Consider the following 16,726-nt stretch of genomic DNA (forward strand, 5'->3'; position numbering starts at 1 on the left):
GCACCCGAATAATCGCACATTCCCCCTATTTCCCCCCACACACGATCGAACAATTTACCGCGCCAACTCTAAGTCAAGAACCAATTAGGGTCATAGCCACGCGGAATTTGGCTCAAAGCAGTCCAAGTTTCTTGATTGACAATCCCGTCGGCCTCAATCCCAAAGCTTTTTTGAAATGCCCGAACAGCTTTGTCCGTCAAAGTAGCAAAGTCGCCGTCAATTTTACCGCCATAATGCTTGGAAATTTTGAGAACTTCCTGAACAGTAGCGACTGCTTCCCCAGAACTGCCCAATCGGAGTACCGGCATATTAACTGGAGCACCAGTATAAAGCGCCTGCCAAGTCAACGGCCCGACAATACCATCCGGCGACAAGAAAACCCGAAACTGAAACAGTTTCACAGAAAATTCAACTGCTTTGTTAAAAATTCCTTTAGCAGGATGCCGATAAACTTGCAACTTGGTTAGCAGTTGTTCTAGTTCCAATACCGCTTTACCTTCAGAACCTAATTGTAGTTGTGGCTTTTTGGCCATAGGTTGAGTAGATTTCATCTGGGTTGTAGGTGACATAATCGATTTTCCTAACCTCTAGGTTTGAGTATTCTTCTGGAAAAAAACTTTTTCCGGGCGAAACATTTGCATTCTCAAATTTTCACGAATCAACACTGGTGTCGGCAGTGCCTCAACAGATTCGAGCGACTTTTACCATCTCACGACTTGTGGACAGGAGACTTACACCATTTTAGATTTGAGATTCGGCATGACTGATTACTATCGGGGTTTGTAGCTTATCTACAGTTGGATTCTTTTTTTAAACTGATATTAATTTCGGCAGCCTCCCTAGGTATTCTGTCGCCAAACCGGCTTTAATACGGCAAGCGCATCCTGAATCTGCTTTGATACTTTTGATTCTAAAGCTGAACACCGCGCGGTCACATCACCTTTAAGGCTGATCTCACAGGGTGAGGATTGAGGGTGAGAAAGGGTGTAGCAGCCGAGGCTGGTTTTGTGAAAACTTTTCTGTGCTATCGTGTCTCGGTCGATCGATTAACTCGATCGATACTTGCGCGATCTGACACTCACAAACCCGTTTTTTTAACTTTGTGCCAGGACTTTAAGCAAGTATTTTCATTACCTGAAAAAACCGGAAATAATACACAGGATTTTGATTCGCATTGCTGACAGCGGACTGGAAATGCCGGAATCATATCAATTCCGGTAGCATCGGAACTGTATAATCCAGTCAACGGGCAACAATCACGGATGGGGCAACCGAAATAGATAGAATTCATCTGCCTTAATCTGTGTTGATCTGCCCTCATCTGCGGTTCAGAAAAAGAGAATGTATTAACTGCAGATGACAACGGATTGACGCAGATTCACGCAAAAGTCGAGAAGAGAGATAGAAATAATTCCGCTGCTAACAGATTTGATATCAGCCACAGCAAAATTGTTGACGGCATTTTTTATAACTAAAGCAGAAGGCCAAGGTACGAGATTGGGACTGTCTATTGGCTATCAGATAGTAACTCAAAAACATTGGGTAACTTGGAAATGTTTGTCATCGCTAGAAGGTCGAATAGAGTTTGCGATCGGTATTCCAATGTAGGATAGACTGAGGGGTAGTTTGCAGTCATTAGTAATTAATCATTAGTGATTAGTCATGAGTTAACACTTGTCAATTGATTCTCAACAGTGGGAATAGTAAAGTGAAATTCACTTCCTCGGTCTTTCCCTGCGGAATCTACCCAAATTTTACCGCCCCAGCCAGCAACAATCTGCTTGCAAATTGCCAATCCCAAACCGGTACCGCCGGCGCTGCGGCGCAAAGCTCCTTCTTCTTGATAAAATCGATCGAACACTACTTTTAAACTATTAGCCTCTATTCCCCTCCCAGTATCAGCTACGAGCACTTCCACCATCCGAGAACCGTTGCATTTGGCTCGCACTGTCACGCTTCCTTGAGGTGTGGTGAATTTGCAAGCGTTGTCTAACAGTTTGGAGAGAACCTCCACCAACCACTCTCCGTCAGCTTGTACTAAAGGCAAATCTGCGGACACCTCGGCGATAATTTCTGGTAACTCTTGATCGACCGTGCGCGATCGCACGCTGCTGAGGGCCAAATCAACGCATTCTTGCAGCGTCAGCGATTCTACATTCCATTGAACTCGCCCGCTTTCTAAGTGAGAAAGAGTTAAGAAATCCTGCACGAGTTTCCGCATTCTATCGGCATCACCGAGGGCAGTTTCTAACATGATTTGCCGCAATTCTGCGGGCATATCTGGTTCGGAGTTCAAACTTTCCAAACAAACTTGAATCGTAGAAAGCGGAGTGCGGAGTTCGTGTCCGGTGATGGCAATTAGATTGCTGCGAGTGCGGTCTAATGCTTCTAATTGTTGGTTGAGTTCTTCTAAATGAGCGTAGGTTTCTGCTTGAATTAAGGCGGCTCCGAGTTGGGTGGCGATCGCCTCTACTAATGCAATTTCGTCTTCTTCCCAAGGCAAAACCGATCGGCACTGGTGCATTTCCACCATTCCCAAAACCCGCCCCTGATAAAGCACTGGCACCATTAACCAAGAGACAATTTGCCAATTTTTTACAGTTTTTTCCAGGAATTGTGTATTGACAATCAGCGGGTGTTGTGATGTGTCTTGGATGTAAACTCGCTCTTGCCGCGCCACCGCGTCGCTCCATATTTGATTTTCCTGCAACAGCCAAGTCTGATTTAGTAGAGAACTAGCGCCCGGACGCAAAAACTCGCGATCGATTTTGACCGTCACATCTGTGGCCTTGCACCGATAAATCAAACACCGACTTGCCGACAGGGCAGTGCCCAGTTCTTGCACTGCGACTTCGACGATTTCTTGCGGGTTGAGAGACTGCCGCATTGCCGTGGTAATTAAGTTTACCAGGCGTTCTTTGCGTTCCTGAGCGGCGATGGCGCTGTATGCTTTGAGCAATTTGTGCTGGCCTGCTTGCAAGTAGGTGACTAAGCGTTCGGTAAAAGCATCGCTCAATTTGGGATTGGGAATTTTTGAGTTTTTTCTCGTACTTATGTCGGGTTTGGCGGCTTTGGAAGTGGCGGATTTCCGCGTTTTTTTCGGTGTTTTGAGCTTGTAAGCAGTTCGCGCTCGATCGATCTTTTCGGCCAATTCCGGGCGATAATTGACAATTCTATCGAGCAACAAAGCGGCAGCTTTGGAGCTTACCTCGCGATCGAACGTCCAAATTCCTTCAAATCTGCGAGCTTGATCCATCAACTGCGGCCCGCGATCGTCCTGATTGTCGATCGGCACAATTTTTTCTTGACAAATCAGGCAAGTTGAGTAGTTTTGCCCCAGCACCACTAAGTGCCACTCTTTACTCAATCCGTCCTCCGGTGCAAACGCCACAGTTTCGTGACACTCCGAAGCATTTTTAAAGTCAGTTTCCGGTGCTGCCAGCACGTATACCTGAGACGAGCGTGAGGCAATTCGCCGGTAGCGGTGAGCTTCCTGGCGGTAGAAGCGCTCTCGCTGAAAGCTGGCAATGACTAGCGGTTCGTCGTCGGAACCCGCCAAAACTAAGTCTTCCATCGCGTGAGACAAAGCTGTCATGGAAGATTTGAAATAAATTTGTGCCCGCAGTTGGGGCAAAGCTTGCAGAAGTTCTGCCAGTAGCGAAATAGGGACGATCATCTAGCCTTAAACGTGCATTTTTGCCGATGACAAAACAGGATCGATAGGAGGTTTAGAGCGATCCCTTTTCAGTATCTGATACATTTATGCTTCATAACACGACTGTTTAAGTCATATCATGCTAGCCATATCATTTTGACGAATCTAAGCAGAGGTATGCCTCCAAGACGTTGAGTTCATCCCAAAGTCACCTGTTTTTACCTCTAGGTTTTGACGCCAACTCATCTATTCAGGCTTCGATTCGGGCGTTAGCACTCTCACCATTCAGACTTGTTAGGCACCGCTTGCGGATCTCTTGCATTATACTATTCTTGAGCTATTTGATATCAGTGCCATCTGTATCGGTTTTGGGCGAACCGGTTTTGGGCGATCGATCTGGCTAATCGGCAATTAAACTTTCAAAAATCACAAATAATTGGCCATTAGTTAAAAACTAACGGCCAATTATTTTGAGGACTTATATCCAATCTCGTTAGATGCGGAATGATACCGAGAGTGCGAGCATCCTCGCGATATCGTAAGCTCGCACTGAACTCGGAAAATGATTATTCCGATGCCAGCGGAAACGATTTTCAGCAAAAATCTATGAAGAAAAAGAGTTTCGGACACCTAGGGTGTAAGTCCTATATTTTTTGAGGCATAGCGCCTGAGTATAAATGCTGTGGCTGTGGTTGTATCAGGCTAGTTCGCCCCCTTCGTCGTTGCCGCCCGGAGATGATTTGTAGAGAGCATCTAATTGTTCGCGGGCGTCTTGCACAGTCAGCGAACGCATCACTAACAGCGGCTCATTGACAACGTTTCCGTGTTCGTCTAAAAGTTCTGGATGCGGTACAGATTGAGAGCGAGGATAGGATGCGTAGTGATTATTTGCCCTAAATTGTTGAGGGCGCTGGGACTCCATACCTACGGTGACTAGACTGCGGATTAAGTTACCGACTGCCAGAAAGGCTAGAACGGTAAAAGCTAAAATATAAAGCAGGTGCAACATTATTTTCTCCTCCGGGCTAAACAGCCACACAGCAATTTACAAATGTGTTTCAGCAAGTAATAACTTATTAACTGGAAATCGGTTTGAGGTTGTCAAGTGGGTGGCCACATTTCCCAAGGTTTGGGATTTGACTGCGGGTTGAACTTGAACAGGCCTTTTTATTTTCCAGGGGGAGCTGACTGCAATGAGCGAAAACGCGCCGATACTTGCCAGCATTCGGCGAGCAGTCTGTGCCACGGCATTAGTGCTGCGGTTTCAATCCCAACTTGACCTCCGGTTGCTTGAAATAGAGCTTGAGCTGCGCCTACTTCTTGCTGAGCCTGTTTGACTCGCGCCACCAAGTCAGATTGATCTTCCCCGCTCAGAAAAGGAATTTCCTCAGTTTCTAAGAGGTTTGCCGATCGCTCGAACCAGTAATTGAAATCCTCTAACAGCGGTTCCAGTAACGCTTTGAGCAATTCTGATTCGGGCAAGTTGGAATTAAGCATGGATCAAAATTGGGTTATTTATTTATTATAATCTTAGACGGTCTTTACAATCTGTAACATATTTTTAACAAAAATTCAATGATTTAACAACAATTAGCAGGTGGGTGTGAATAAATTTAATTGTGTCAGCAGCGATTTTTGAGTCGAAATCCCCAAATCCTGCCGAATTAGTTTGCGAACTCACGGGTGGTTAGAAAACGGGTTTTTTCAGGCAAGACGGGTTAAAGCGCACCCAAATAGTAAAAAACCCGGTTTCTGAGAGTCGGAGTGCGGGACGCACTAAACGTCGCCACCCTGACGGGCCGTTGCTGTAATTTCCCGGAGTGTCCCCCAGCCGGAAGTCGGCGCTTGCTGTCCCAATCTGAGTAAGATAGAAGCAACTGCAACTAAATTAATTGCTAATTCAGCCGATGTCTAGCTCACAATCCATGTCCCCTCCAGAAGAGTCCGTTAAGATTGAGTTGCCCCGCACGAGTGAGTCGGAGGCACTAAAAAAAATTCGCCACACCACCTCCCACGTTATGGCGATGGCGGTGCAGAAGTTATTTCCCAAGGCGCAAGTAACGATCGGCCCTTGGATTGAAAACGGTTTCTATTATGACTTTGACACTCCCGAACCTTTTACGGAACAGGATTTAAAAGCCATTAAAAAAGAGATGATCAAAATCATCAACCGTAAATTGCCTGTAATTCGGGAAGAAGTCAGCCGCGAGGAAGCGGAACGCAGAATTAAGGAGATTAACGAACCTTACAAATTAGAAATTTTAGAAGGTTTGATCGAACCAATTACTCTTTACCATTTGGGCGAGGAATGGTGGGATTTGTGCGCTGGCCCTCACTTAGATAATACCAGTGAGTTGAATCCAAAGGCGATCGAGCTAGAAAGCCTAGCAGGCGCGTACTGGCGCGGCGACGAAACCAAAGCTCAGTTACAGCGCATTTACGGCACAGCTTGGGAAACTCCCGAACAATTAGCTGCATACAAACACCGCAAAGAAGAAGCATTAAGGCGCGATCACCGCAAATTAGGCAAAGAATTAGGCTTGTTTATCTTTGCCGATCCGGTGGGGCCGGGTTTGCCTTTGTGGACGCCGAAAGGCACTGTTTTGAGAAGTATTTTAGAAGATTACTTGAAACAAGAACAAATCAAGCGCGGCTATTTGCAAGTTGTGACTCCCCACATTGCCAGAGTCGATTTGTTCAAAATTTCCGGCCACTGGCAGAAATACAAAGAAGATATGTTTCCGCTGATGGCAGAAGATGAGGAAGCGGCAGCAAACGAACAGGGTTTTGTGATGAAACCTATGAACTGCCCTTTTCACATTCAAATTTACAAAAGCGAATTGCGTTCCTATCGCGAACTGCCGCTGCGCTTAGCGGAATTCGGAACGGTTTACCGCTACGAACAATCGGGAGAATTGGGCGGTTTAACGCGGGTGCGCGGCTTTACGGTGGATGATTCCCACTTATTTGTCACGCCGGAACAATTGGATGCAGAATTTTTAAATGTGGTGGATTTGATTCTGTCAGTATTCAAGAGTCTGCAACTGAAAAACTTTAAGGCGCGTTTGAGTTTCCGCGATCCGAACAATTTAGAGAAATACATCGGTTCCGATGAAGCTTGGGAAAAGGCTCAAGGTGCAATCCGCCGCGCGGTGGAAACTTTGGGAATGAATTATTTTGAGGGAATTGGGGAGGCCGCTTTTTACGGGCCAAAACTCGATTTCATTTTCCAAGATGTTTTGGATAGAGAATGGCAATTAGGAACAGTTCAGGTAGATTATAATTTGCCAGAACGTTTTGATTTGGAATACGTTGCTGAAGACGGCACTCGCAAGCGTCCGGTGATGATTCACCGCGCTCCTTTCGGTTCCTTGGAACGCTTGATCGGGATTTTGATCGAGCAGTATGCGGGGGATTTTCCGCTGTGGTTGGCGCCGATTCAGGTAAGGTTATTGCCTGTCAGCGCGGAGTTTTTGCCGTTTGCGAAGGAAGTGGCAGCGAAGATGAAGGCGCTCAATATTCGCGCTGAAGCTGATGAGGATAGCGAGCGTTTGGGCAAGTTGATTCGCAATGCTGAGAAGGATAAAATTCCGGTGATGGGTGTTGTGGGTGCGAAGGAGGTTGAGGCGAATAGTTTGAATATTCGGACTCGGGCTTCTGGGGAGTTGGGGGCGATTTCGGTTGATGAAGTGATTGGGAGGTTGCAGGGCGCTATTAGTAGTTACGGCGATTTTTAGGGAATTTTAACCGCAGATGCACGCGGATTAACGCAGATGATAGTTTGATATTGTCTGCGTTTTTCTAATCTAGCGGCTAAAATCATATAATTAGGTAAATTAACAGGAGTTAAATTAATGGCTAATCCGTTTCCAGGGATGAATCCTTATTTAGAAAATCCTGAATTGTGGCGTTCGGTTCACAATAGGTTAATAGTGGCGATCGCAGATTGGTTAACTCCGCAATTGCTGCCTAAATATTTAGTAGATATCGAACAAAGGATTTATCAAATCAGTGGCGAAGATGCTTTACTAATTGGCATTCCCGATGTCACAATACAGCGCACACAGACTCCAATAACCGAGAGTGATTCTAATGTTGCTGTCGCCGCTCCACCCGCCAAATATTTGAAGGTAACAATACCTTTACCCTTGGAATTAAAAGAAACTTATTTGCAGGTAGTCGAAATAGAAACTAAAAAAGTAGTGACGGTAATTGAAGTGCTTTCACCAACAAACAAGCGCCCTGGAAAAGGGCGCGAAATGTACGAAACAAAGCGAGAGAATGTGTTTAACAGTCGCACTCATCTGGTTGAGATTGACTTGCTGCGAAGTTACCAACCTCTGCCAGTTTTTGGTAACGATATTGAGGCAAGTTATCGAATTTTGGTGAGTCGGGCAAATCAAAGGCCTTTGGCAGATTTGTACCTTTTCAATTTACCCGATATGATTCCTCCGTTTCCATTGCCTTTGCGCGCGGGTGATGCGGAACCAATTGTAGATTTACAAGCGTTATTAAATGGGGTTTACGATCGCGCCGCCTATGACTTTAGAATAGATTACACCGCCCCACCCGTACCTGCGCTTTCAGAATCAGATGCTGCTTGGGCGGATGCTTTGTTGCGGGAAAGAGGGTTAAAGGGATAAGGAAAGTAGATTCTTCCCTGGTATGGGGCGGGTTTATGATAATTTTTGGTGGTTTTTGATGTCGGCGAACCGGCCCCTACAAAAATATAGGGTGGCGAGGCTCAAAAAACTAAAAACACCTACACAAAACGTTACATATTTGTTACCATCGGGGCGAGTCTGTTCTCGGCAGCCTCTGTGTTAACCTTCTAAACTAACGACTATGAGTCAACCTCCCTCAGCAATTCCCGCCTCCGAAGAGTCCGCCGAAACCCAGACAGCGCCGACAAACACTGCACCTCCACCGAGTTATGTCAAGCTGGCGATGCGGAATATGGTTCGCAAGCGGGCGACTTCTCTGTTTCATTTTGCCTTGACTGCGATCGGACTTTTAGGCGTACTCGTCGGTTTGGCTTTTCTCGATCGCTATTTCAATTCTTAATCGAGGATTCCAACAATCAGCCTCTAATTTCGATCTCTAATTTCATCTTTCATAAATAGGCAATTAAGCTGATTGTTTTGCCTGTGTGTTGCAATCTCTAACAGATTACTGTATCTTGCCAGCAACAGCAAAATCCCTGCCGTTCGATCGCGCAATTGGAATTTTTGTACAAAAAATTGAATATATCCCTTGACAGGAGAGCAAAAAAATGTTAATTGAGGTGAACGTCGAAGACTGTTACGGGCTCGCCCAGCAGTCAGCCGACGCTTCCAACCTCCCTGAGAGTGCAGCCAGCGGGGAGATTTGGGCCGAAACCTGGGAAAATTGGTTTAGCGTTTGGCTGGAAAACCAGGAAGATTATGTGCCAGTCGCTCCGGGCTACGAAGTCAGTCTGCGTTTAACCGCCGATACGGAGATGCAAGCCCTCAACCTCCAGTACCGCCAGCTCGATCGACCAACCGATGTACTAGCTTTCGCATCTTTAGAGGTAGACTGTCCTCAGCTAGAGGAAATGCAGTCATCGGAACCCCTATACTTGGGTGATATCGTCATCTCGATCGATACAGCTAACCGACAAGCCCAGCAGCAAGGACATCCCCTGAAGACCGAACTAGCTTGGCTCGCCGCCCACGGTTTTCTGCATCTTTTGGGCTGGGATCACCCGGATGAAGAAAGTCTGACTCAAATGCTCGATCAACAAGAAACATTGCTGCGGGCGATCGGTCTTACGATCCAAACAGCATAACTGAAGTTGATGGTTATTTAACAAATCATGTCAAGCCCAACATAACTTTCTGAAATTAAACCAGAACTTTAGTAAAAACTTAGAAAAGTTACTTAGACTTGATGAAGTTAATTTGAAAAGTTTAGCTTTCATTCATCTCTGTAAATTAAAGTTGGTTCTTTATGACACTAGATAGACCCTCAATTTCATCACAAGTCGCACAGTTTCTGCCCATGCCTCAAGACTCTTCTAGCCAGACAGTCCACGAGCCTAAAAAAGCCTTGAAATACAACCGAGAGCTGTCCTGGAAAATCGCATCTAGCTTAGCTACGAGTTTTAGATACGCTTGGGGGGGTCTGAGTTATGCTTTTGAAACTCAGCGCAATTTTCGGATTCACACAGTTATTGGCACTTTGGCGATCGGACTAGGGCTATTTTTGCAACTGAAACCTGTAGAAATATCTGTGATCGGTGTCACCATTGGCATAGTTTTAGCCATGGAACTGTTGAATACGGCGATCGAATCGGTGGTAGACTTGACAGTCGGGCAATCCTACCACGAACTAGCCAAAATTGCCAAAGACTGCGGTGCCGGAGCGGTTCTGGTATCGGCAATGGCTGCGCTCATCGTCGGTACTGCACTTCTGCTGCCTCCTTTGTGGGCAGTCGTTCAAATTGCGATCGCCCGTTAGTAGCTTATTGGGCGATCGCAAATTTTAGGTTTTAGATGACCAATTTAAGATTTTTAGTTTTATTCGTCTATATTGCAGCTATTTTTATCTTCGGCATCTATCTAAAATCTTGAAACCCTTGCTTTCAGGCAGCGAGTTAACCTAAAATCTAAACTCTAAAACCTAAAATCTAACTTAACCCGTGATTATAGTCATCGATAACTACGACAGTTTTACATACAATTTGGTACAGTATCTAGGAGAACTCGGTGCTGAGTTGCCTGTAGCCAGCGAAGTGCAAGTCTACCGCAACGACCAAATTTCTTTAGCAGAAATTCGCCAATTGCAGCCTGCGGCAGTGGTGATTTCTCCAGGCCCGGGGCGGCCGGAAGATGCGGGAATTTCTCTGGAATTAATCAAAGAGTTGGGGCCGACTCTGCCAATTTTAGGAGTGTGCCTCGGCCATCAAAGTATCGGTCAAGTATTCGGCGGAAAAATTGTTCCTGCACCCCTGTTGATGCACGGCAAAACTTCTCAGGTAGAACACACAGGAGTCGGAGTTTTTCAGGGGGTGGAATCGCCGATGATTGCAACTCGCTATCACAGTTTGGTAATTGAAAAGCAGAGTTGTCCAGAAGTTTTGGAAATTACCGCTTGGGTTGAAGACGGAACTATTATGGGTGTGCGACACCGGGAATATCCGCACATTGAAGGTGTACAATTTCACCCGGAAAGTATTTTGACGACTGCCGGAAAGCAATTATTGCGAAATTTCTTGGAAAGACTTTAGTTGAATTTCTATGAATTTGTAGGGTTCGCTCTTATAGCACCTTACGGTGAGAGTAGGGTACACATTTTCGCACCTGAACCGCCCCAAAAAGGATACAAGCCCCCCATTCCTGTCGTGGTGAACCCCAAATTTTAGATTCCTGTTCGAGATTCTAGATTCAATGCTGCAAGTAAACCTAAAATCTAAAATCTAAAATCTAAAATCGACTGACTGTGTTTTGTGGTATAACAACAAACGACCAACACCCGACAACCCCAACCACAAGATGAAACGGCGACAATTAATACGTTACGCACAGACGGGTTTGCTAGCAGCTTTAGCAACTGGTTTACCATCTGGATGGGAAAGCTATCAAGCTCAAACTGCTGATTCTTTGTCGGTTCAGTGGTTGGGCCACACTTGCTTCTTGTTCGCCGGAGGCGGTGCGAGGGTGCTGGTGAATCCTTTTCGCCCCCTAGGCTGTACCGCAGGCTATCGCTCTCCTAAAGTGCAAACAGATTTGATTCTGATTAGCAGCCGATTGCTCGATGAAGGGGCGATCGACGGATTTGCGGGCAATCCCGGCCTTTTGTACGAGCCAGGGGCTTACAGGTCTAACGGGCTGCGGATTCAAGGGATTCGGACGGAAAAAGACCGTGAGGGAGGAAGGCGATTTGGGGTCAACGTGGCTTGGCTGTGGCAGCAAGCGGGCGTTAAGATTTTACACTTGGGCGGAGTTGCTGGCCCGATCGGCATTGAAGAACAAATCTTGATCGGGCGGCCCGATGTAGTGCTGATTCCCGTGGGCGGCGGGCCGAAAGCTTACACTCCGGCGGAAGCGAAGCAAACTTTGCAACTTCTCAAACCGAAGATGGTGATTCCGACACATTTCAAAACGCAAGCCGCCGATGCTGCTGCGTGCGATTTGGTGCCGCTAGATGAATTCTTGGCGCTGATGGATGGTACGCCGGTGCGCCGATTGAATAATGACACGATTTCGATCAAATCTGCTGACTTACCCCAAACTGGTTCGGTGATTGAGGTTTTGAGTTACAGATTTAGCGGTTGATGCCCGATTTCTCAGCTTGCGTTATAGTAAGGAAGTTTTGTTCGATCGGGGATGCAAGAGAATTTTCTTGCTATCTTAGCCTCTGGCAACCTTGCCTTTTGTCGAGATTTGGCTAACATAACAATTCATGTTCACTGTTTTATCTCATAAGGAAATGCAAGCGAAATGAAAAATCAAAATTTACCTAGCTGGATGAAACAACTGACCGGTTTCGCAGGAGTAATCGGCGCTAGCGCGTTGATTGGTTTCCCAGCTTGGGCTCACATCACCTCCAACACCAATGTTGCTAATGCAACTCAAACTCAACAAGTTCCAGGAAAGGTGAAAACCGCTGCTTCACCGGCACCAACTGGCACTTCACAGGCACCAACTGCCGCTGGTAAGGATATTGTTGCTATTGCATCTGGCGACACTCAATTCAAGACGCTGACAAAGGCTTTGGGATCGGCAGGTTTGGTTACAACTTTACAAGGCAAAGGCCCTTTCACTGTTTTTGCTCCGACTGACGCGGCATTTGCTGCTTTGCCAAAAGGAACGGTGGAGAATTTGCTCAAACCGGAAAACAAAGCCAAACTTACTAAGATTTTAACTTACCACGTTGTTCCGGGTTCGGTTTTATCTACTAGCCTGAAATCCGGCGATGTTAAAAGTGTTGAAGGGAGCTCGCTGAACGTGGCAGTTAGCACAGGCAAAGTTACTGTCGGCGGCGCTAATGTTGTGAAAGCTGATATCAAAGCTAGCAACGGGGTTATTCACGTAATTGACAAGGTGCTGATGCCCCCTGATGTGAAGTAAGACTAGCGGTTTTTGCATCAATTGATGTCAGATTCGGTTAAATGAAGGCGAAATAAGGACACAACATTGTTGTGTCCTTATTTGTATGGCAGGCAATTGAGAATTAATATAAATAAAGCTTTAGCTAGCTGCGGGTACTGACAAAAAGGGCTGCCAACCCTTACTCCGATAGCCAAAATCGAAGATTTCGGGATGGAGAATTTCTGCTAAAATTTCTAACGAATCAACCAATCTCGGTCCCGGCCGATTAAAGTAAGAATTGCCATCAGTTATGTAAACTTTCCCAGTTTTTACTGCTTGCAACTTAGGCCATTCTGCGTATTTAGTTATCTGCATTGCTTCGCTGCGAGTGCGGTTTAAATCAAAGCCGCAAGGCATGAAAATAATTACATCGGGATTAGCTTCTACTAGCGATTCCCATTTTAACCAAGGGGAATGTTCCCCGACAATTCCAAATAGCGAATTGCCTCCCGCCATTGCCACTAATTCGGGAATCCAGTTACCCGCAGCCATCAAAGGCTCAATCCACTCGATACAAGCTACTTTGGGAAGTCTCTCTTTTGTTGTAAGAATAGATGATGCTTGTGTTTGGGAGATAATAGCATCGATGCGGGACTGCAAAAGGTCGATCGCACTTTTGCCATTTACGCCCAAAGCATCAGCAACTCGCTGAATATCCGTCCAAATTTCTGCTAGCAGATTCGGCTGCAAAGAAATAATTTCCGGCTTGCTATTTACCAGCGTGCTTACCGCTTGTTCAACCTCTGTTAGAGAACAAGCGCAGACTTCACATTGAGCTTGAGTAATAATGTGAGTCGGCTGCAATTTTTCCAAAGTATCTATTTCTACTTTATACACGCTGAGGGCATTTTGCAACAATTCTGTTACGCGGTTGTGAATTTCGCTGCTAGTTCCTTCGGGATTGAATTTAGGCTGAGTGCAAACAGGTAAATTTTGGATTTCTGGGGGATAGTCGCATTCGTGGGAACGGCCCACAATGGCGTCGGTTAATCCTAAAAGCGCTACAATTTCTGTGGCACTGGGAATTAGAGAGACAATTCTTGGTTTGTTCATTGGTTTTCTGTTTTTTACCGATTCGGAAGCACAAGTGAAGCAGAGGCGGGGCGCCCGTGCCACAATAAAAGGGAGTGTTAAATTTTGAGTTTTTTTAAGTATTGCAAATCTTGCCATGCTTGAATGAGATTACCTTGCATCAGAGCCGCTACACCGTTTAAAACTCTAATTTCCGGTAGATTGGAGTTGAGAGCGAGAGCAGGTTTTAAGGCTGTTTGAGCGGCTTTGGGATGCCAGCCGTACAGGTGTACGAAAGCGAGATAGGCGTAAGCGTAAGGGTTTTTTGAGTCTAGTTGAGTGACTTTTTCTAAGGCGACGATCGCACTTTCAACATTCTGCTGCAATACCCTAGAAAATGCCAAAGCATAAGCCAATTCTAAATTATTTGGTTCCTGCTGCAACCGATATTCTAAGGTTTGTTCCGCTTGCACGGTATAATCTTGAACTGGATCGTACTGATTGATGCGCCCAATCTGCTCGAACACGGGTTCTAAACCTGGCAACCCTTTGGGTAAATTAACCGCCATCACCCGCAATTGAGTCACCAAATCTAACTCAGGCTTATCTTTATTATCCTCGTTCCCAGGCTCTGCCTGGAAACGCATATCCAGAGGCTCTGCCTCGATCTTAACACTAAGTGCCGGCACATTAATCGGATAAGTTTCACCGGTTTTACGATTTAGATAAGTAGCTTGCAGATTGTAAGTTCCCGGTGCAATATTAGCAGGAGGAAGCATCGCCGTGCGATCGACAACTCGAAACCCCACAGCAAATTTATCCGCTTCCAGCATCCCCGGATGCAAAGTCGCCTGGCCGATCGCGCGATCGTGTAAAATCCTGAAAGTCTGTCCCGGTGGAATATTGCCAGACTGCTGATTTTGCCACGTTACCAACACTAAACCAGAGTGCAACTGCTGCCAAGGCCCCGACCAAGTATAAGTAACGGGTAGCGCGACTCCGGGAACTGCTTTTGCAGCCACAGTAACTCGATCTAATTGTACTTGCGATCGCGCTTCATTCAACGGCTGTATATCGACAGGCTGCACTCGCTTGCGATAAAGATTTAAATTAGTATAATCTGGTAAAACCCAAGTTTTATCTAACTCAAATTTATCCCCTTTTTCAATCGCCGTTACGGCTGCATTTTGAGCTTCTTTAATCCGTTCGCGGATCGAACCTTGCGGGCCACTTTTAGTTACGAACCAAGAGAGCGATCGCACATCTTGCGGTACTTCTTTTAAATTCGTTCCCACCTGCCGCCCGTAAACCTGAAAATTAGCCAAAGCACCGTAAAAATTCAAATTATGCTGGTTAATTTCCGGCGTCGAAGGCAACACGCCTAAAGTAGATTGCAAATAAGGTTCCTTATCAATAATTTCTGCAATTACCTCTGGGTGCGGCCAATCTTTCCCCAAGTAAGGATAGTTAGAATTGCCGGGACTGATAATTTGGACTAAGCTATTTCCCAGAGCACCTCCCAGCGGCCACATATGGAACAGCATCGCCAGAATTGCCAAGCCAATTGTACCCCAGCGAATTTGTCGTCCCCACCGAGAAGGCCACAGCGTTAAACAGTAGGCTAAGAAAATAGATAAAACTGGCAAATAAGGTATCACATATCTGCCGTCTTTGTTGATATTTAGAGAATTAATTAAATAAGCTCCTCCCCAGAAAACAGCCAGCCACTGACAGGAGTTGAGGTGTAAGATTGACGAACTATCTTGCCGGCGACGCCAATAAAGTATTAATCCTACTAAGGGAACAAGTAACAGAGGCCAAGAAACGTGTTCGGGTAAGTGTTGAGCGTAGTAAATCCAAGCGTCGATCGTATTGAGGGCCGGATCTCCTTCGGCGATCGCAGAATCCAGCGTTGCCCGTTTTCCCCCGGTCAAAATTAACAGCCAATTGGTTTTCGCCCACGGCCCAAATACCGCTACCGACAGCAACAAACTACCTGCTAATTGACCTAATCTTCCCCAAGCTTTTTGTCGCACCGCACCAACAGCCAACCAGACAATCGGGGTAAATAGAAATAAGACTGTAGTGTGTTTAACTAATATTGATAAGCCGAGAGAAAGTCCAAAGGCGATCGCCCAAAAGAAAGACGACGGGGAGAGGGGGAGATTGGGAGAGGGGGAGAATTTATAATTTTTCTTTGTTCGTTCCTCCAACTGAGTTCTATCAATTACATCGGTTAAATTCGTTGCCGAACTTCCTTCTTCCTGACATCCGTTACATCCGTTACATCCGTTACAGAATCCGTTGCCGAACTTCCTCGTTCCTTCAGAAGCCTTCCACATTGTCAGACAATAGAAAGCAAAAGTAATCGCAGCAGTGAGGGGATAGTCGAGTAAAAATTGCAAGCGGAACCGATAAAGTCCCGGTAACAAAACGCAAATTGCAGCGGCCCACAAACCGACTTGCCTGTTAAATAATTGGACGCCCAGATTGTAGACTGAGGCGAGGAGAATTGCACTAAATAATAAATGAACGAGGGTTGCCCGATCGCCTCCAGTACCGAAAACCTGAAGAAACGGAACCGTTAAGATGTATGCCAAGGGCGGAATTTTCGTCGAAAGCAGCCAGAAGTTTGTCCACCACTCCCCGGAAAGCCACTGAGGATGCTGCAACGCCTGCAAGTATTTCAGGGTGCTAGTCAGGTATTCTGCTTGATCCCACGCCGGGACAGATCGATCGAGGGCAAACCAGAGGCGATCGCTAATTGCCCCCAGCAGCCAAATTATGCCCAAGACAAGCAGACTCTTACTCCCGCTGTCCCGATGTTGCTGTGCCATTGCGATTTTTGGATTTTAGGTTGCAGCTTTTAGCTTACAGGCGGGCGGTTCCGGGCGATCGAAAATTAATTGAGAAAAGTGCTTGCTAAATTCTGTATGTGTCTGCTAAG

At 46.1% G+C, this 16,726-nt stretch carries 14 protein-coding genes; 8 read left to right on the plus strand and 6 right to left on the minus strand.

Features of this window, described 5'->3' with window-relative positions; translation table 11 throughout:
- Positions 1-68 precede the first annotated feature (68 nt).
- From QUA33_RS04860 to QUA33_RS04875, 4 genes are all read right to left on the minus strand, one after another.
- Positions 69-569, minus strand: a complete 501-nt coding sequence (locus QUA33_RS04860) for a peptidoglycan-binding protein (protein WP_333146937.1) — start codon at positions 567-569, stop codon at positions 69-71.
- A gap of 1,091 nt (positions 570-1,660) precedes the next feature.
- Positions 1,661-3,676, minus strand: coding sequence for a DICT sensory domain-containing protein (locus QUA33_RS04865; RefSeq protein WP_333146939.1), 2,016 nt, complete (start codon positions 3,674-3,676; stop codon positions 1,661-1,663).
- Between the two features lie 676 nt (positions 3,677-4,352).
- The gene (locus QUA33_RS04870; RefSeq protein WP_333068140.1) at positions 4,353-4,664 is read right to left on the minus strand and encodes a DUF2973 domain-containing protein; all 312 of its coding nucleotides are present in this window, start codon (positions 4,662-4,664) and stop codon (positions 4,353-4,355) included.
- A 158-nt stretch (positions 4,665-4,822) separates the two neighbouring features.
- On the minus strand, positions 4,823-5,152 hold the full coding sequence (locus QUA33_RS04875) for a DUF2605 domain-containing protein (protein WP_333068139.1): 330 nt from the start codon (positions 5,150-5,152) through the stop codon (positions 4,823-4,825).
- Between the two features lie 410 nt (positions 5,153-5,562).
- Here QUA33_RS04875 and thrS point away from each other — a divergent pair, with 410 nt between their 5' ends.
- The 8 genes from thrS to QUA33_RS04915 all read left to right on the plus strand — a co-directional run bounded on the left by thrS (position 5,563) and on the right by QUA33_RS04915 (position 12,747).
- A complete protein-coding gene (gene thrS / locus QUA33_RS04880; RefSeq protein WP_333146941.1) occupies positions 5,563-7,392 on the plus strand; it encodes a threonine--tRNA ligase in 1,830 nt (609 codons plus the stop codon).
- A 117-nt stretch (positions 7,393-7,509) separates the two neighbouring features.
- Positions 7,510-8,298 (plus strand): DUF4058 family protein, encoded by a 789-nt coding sequence (locus tag QUA33_RS04885; RefSeq protein ID WP_333146943.1) that lies wholly within the window; start codon positions 7,510-7,512, stop codon positions 8,296-8,298.
- A 202-nt stretch (positions 8,299-8,500) separates the two neighbouring features.
- Complete coding sequence (locus QUA33_RS04890) at positions 8,501-8,719, plus strand: DUF3285 domain-containing protein (protein ID WP_015179243.1); 219 nt, start codon at positions 8,501-8,503, stop codon at positions 8,717-8,719.
- 208 nt (positions 8,720-8,927) lie between these two features.
- Positions 8,928-9,464 (plus strand): rRNA maturation RNase YbeY, encoded by a 537-nt coding sequence (gene ybeY / locus QUA33_RS04895; RefSeq protein ID WP_333146945.1) that lies wholly within the window; start codon positions 8,928-8,930, stop codon positions 9,462-9,464.
- A 161-nt stretch (positions 9,465-9,625) separates the two neighbouring features.
- Entirely contained in the window at positions 9,626-10,135 is a 510-nt protein-coding gene (locus QUA33_RS04900) for a diacylglycerol kinase family protein (RefSeq protein WP_333146947.1), read from the plus strand.
- A 181-nt stretch (positions 10,136-10,316) separates the two neighbouring features.
- Positions 10,317-10,904 carry an aminodeoxychorismate/anthranilate synthase component II gene (locus QUA33_RS04905; RefSeq protein ID WP_333146949.1) on the plus strand — a complete coding sequence of 196 codons (588 nt, stop codon included), beginning with the start codon at positions 10,317-10,319 and terminating at the stop codon, positions 10,902-10,904.
- A 265-nt stretch (positions 10,905-11,169) separates the two neighbouring features.
- Complete coding sequence (locus QUA33_RS04910) at positions 11,170-11,952, plus strand: MBL fold metallo-hydrolase (RefSeq protein ID WP_333146951.1); 783 nt, start codon at positions 11,170-11,172, stop codon at positions 11,950-11,952.
- A gap of 165 nt (positions 11,953-12,117) precedes the next feature.
- Complete coding sequence (locus QUA33_RS04915; protein WP_333146954.1) at positions 12,118-12,747, plus strand: fasciclin domain-containing protein; 630 nt, start codon at positions 12,118-12,120, stop codon at positions 12,745-12,747.
- 120 nt (positions 12,748-12,867) lie between these two features.
- On the opposite strand, the gene QUA33_RS04920 is transcribed toward QUA33_RS04915, so the two are convergent.
- Both QUA33_RS04920 and QUA33_RS04925 read right to left on the minus strand, forming a co-directional pair.
- Positions 12,868-13,821, minus strand: coding sequence for a cobalamin-binding protein (locus QUA33_RS04920; RefSeq protein ID WP_333146956.1), 954 nt, complete (start codon positions 13,819-13,821; stop codon positions 12,868-12,870).
- Between the two features lie 77 nt (positions 13,822-13,898).
- Complete coding sequence (locus QUA33_RS04925; protein ID WP_333146958.1) at positions 13,899-16,616, minus strand: phospholipid carrier-dependent glycosyltransferase; 2,718 nt, start codon at positions 16,614-16,616, stop codon at positions 13,899-13,901.
- Positions 16,617-16,726: the final 110 nt, after the last annotated feature.

The organism is Microcoleus sp. Pol14D4, from assembly GCF_036701245.1.
Taxonomy (GTDB): Bacteria; Cyanobacteriota; Cyanobacteriia; order Cyanobacteriales; family Microcoleaceae; genus Microcoleus.

Bases quoted from the DNA above. Each gene is read 5' to 3' on its own strand.
- QUA33_RS04860 (WP_333146937.1), bottom strand. From the start codon at position 569: ATGTCACCTACAACCCAGATGAAATCTACTCAACCTATGGCCAAAAAG.
- QUA33_RS04865 (WP_333146939.1), bottom strand. From the start codon at position 3,676: ATGATCGTCCCTATTTCGCTACTGGCAGAACTTCTGCAAGCTTTGCCC.
- QUA33_RS04870 (WP_333068140.1), bottom strand. From the start codon at position 4,664: ATGTTGCACCTGCTTTATATTTTAGCTTTTACCGTTCTAGCCTTTCTG.
- QUA33_RS04875 (WP_333068139.1), bottom strand. From the start codon at position 5,152: ATGCTTAATTCCAACTTGCCCGAATCAGAATTGCTCAAAGCGTTACTG.
- thrS (WP_333146941.1), top strand. From the start codon at position 5,563: ATGTCTAGCTCACAATCCATGTCCCCTCCAGAAGAGTCCGTTAAGATT.
- QUA33_RS04885 (WP_333146943.1), top strand. From the start codon at position 7,510: ATGGCTAATCCGTTTCCAGGGATGAATCCTTATTTAGAAAATCCTGAA.
- QUA33_RS04890 (WP_015179243.1), top strand. From the start codon at position 8,501: ATGAGTCAACCTCCCTCAGCAATTCCCGCCTCCGAAGAGTCCGCCGAA.
- ybeY (WP_333146945.1), top strand. From the start codon at position 8,928: ATGTTAATTGAGGTGAACGTCGAAGACTGTTACGGGCTCGCCCAGCAG.
- QUA33_RS04900 (WP_333146947.1), top strand. From the start codon at position 9,626: ATGACACTAGATAGACCCTCAATTTCATCACAAGTCGCACAGTTTCTG.
- QUA33_RS04910 (WP_333146951.1), top strand. From the start codon at position 11,170: ATGAAACGGCGACAATTAATACGTTACGCACAGACGGGTTTGCTAGCA.
- QUA33_RS04915 (WP_333146954.1), top strand. From the start codon at position 12,118: ATGAAAAATCAAAATTTACCTAGCTGGATGAAACAACTGACCGGTTTC.
- QUA33_RS04920 (WP_333146956.1), bottom strand. From the start codon at position 13,821: ATGAACAAACCAAGAATTGTCTCTCTAATTCCCAGTGCCACAGAAATT.
- QUA33_RS04925 (WP_333146958.1), bottom strand. From the start codon at position 16,616: ATGGCACAGCAACATCGGGACAGCGGGAGTAAGAGTCTGCTTGTCTTG.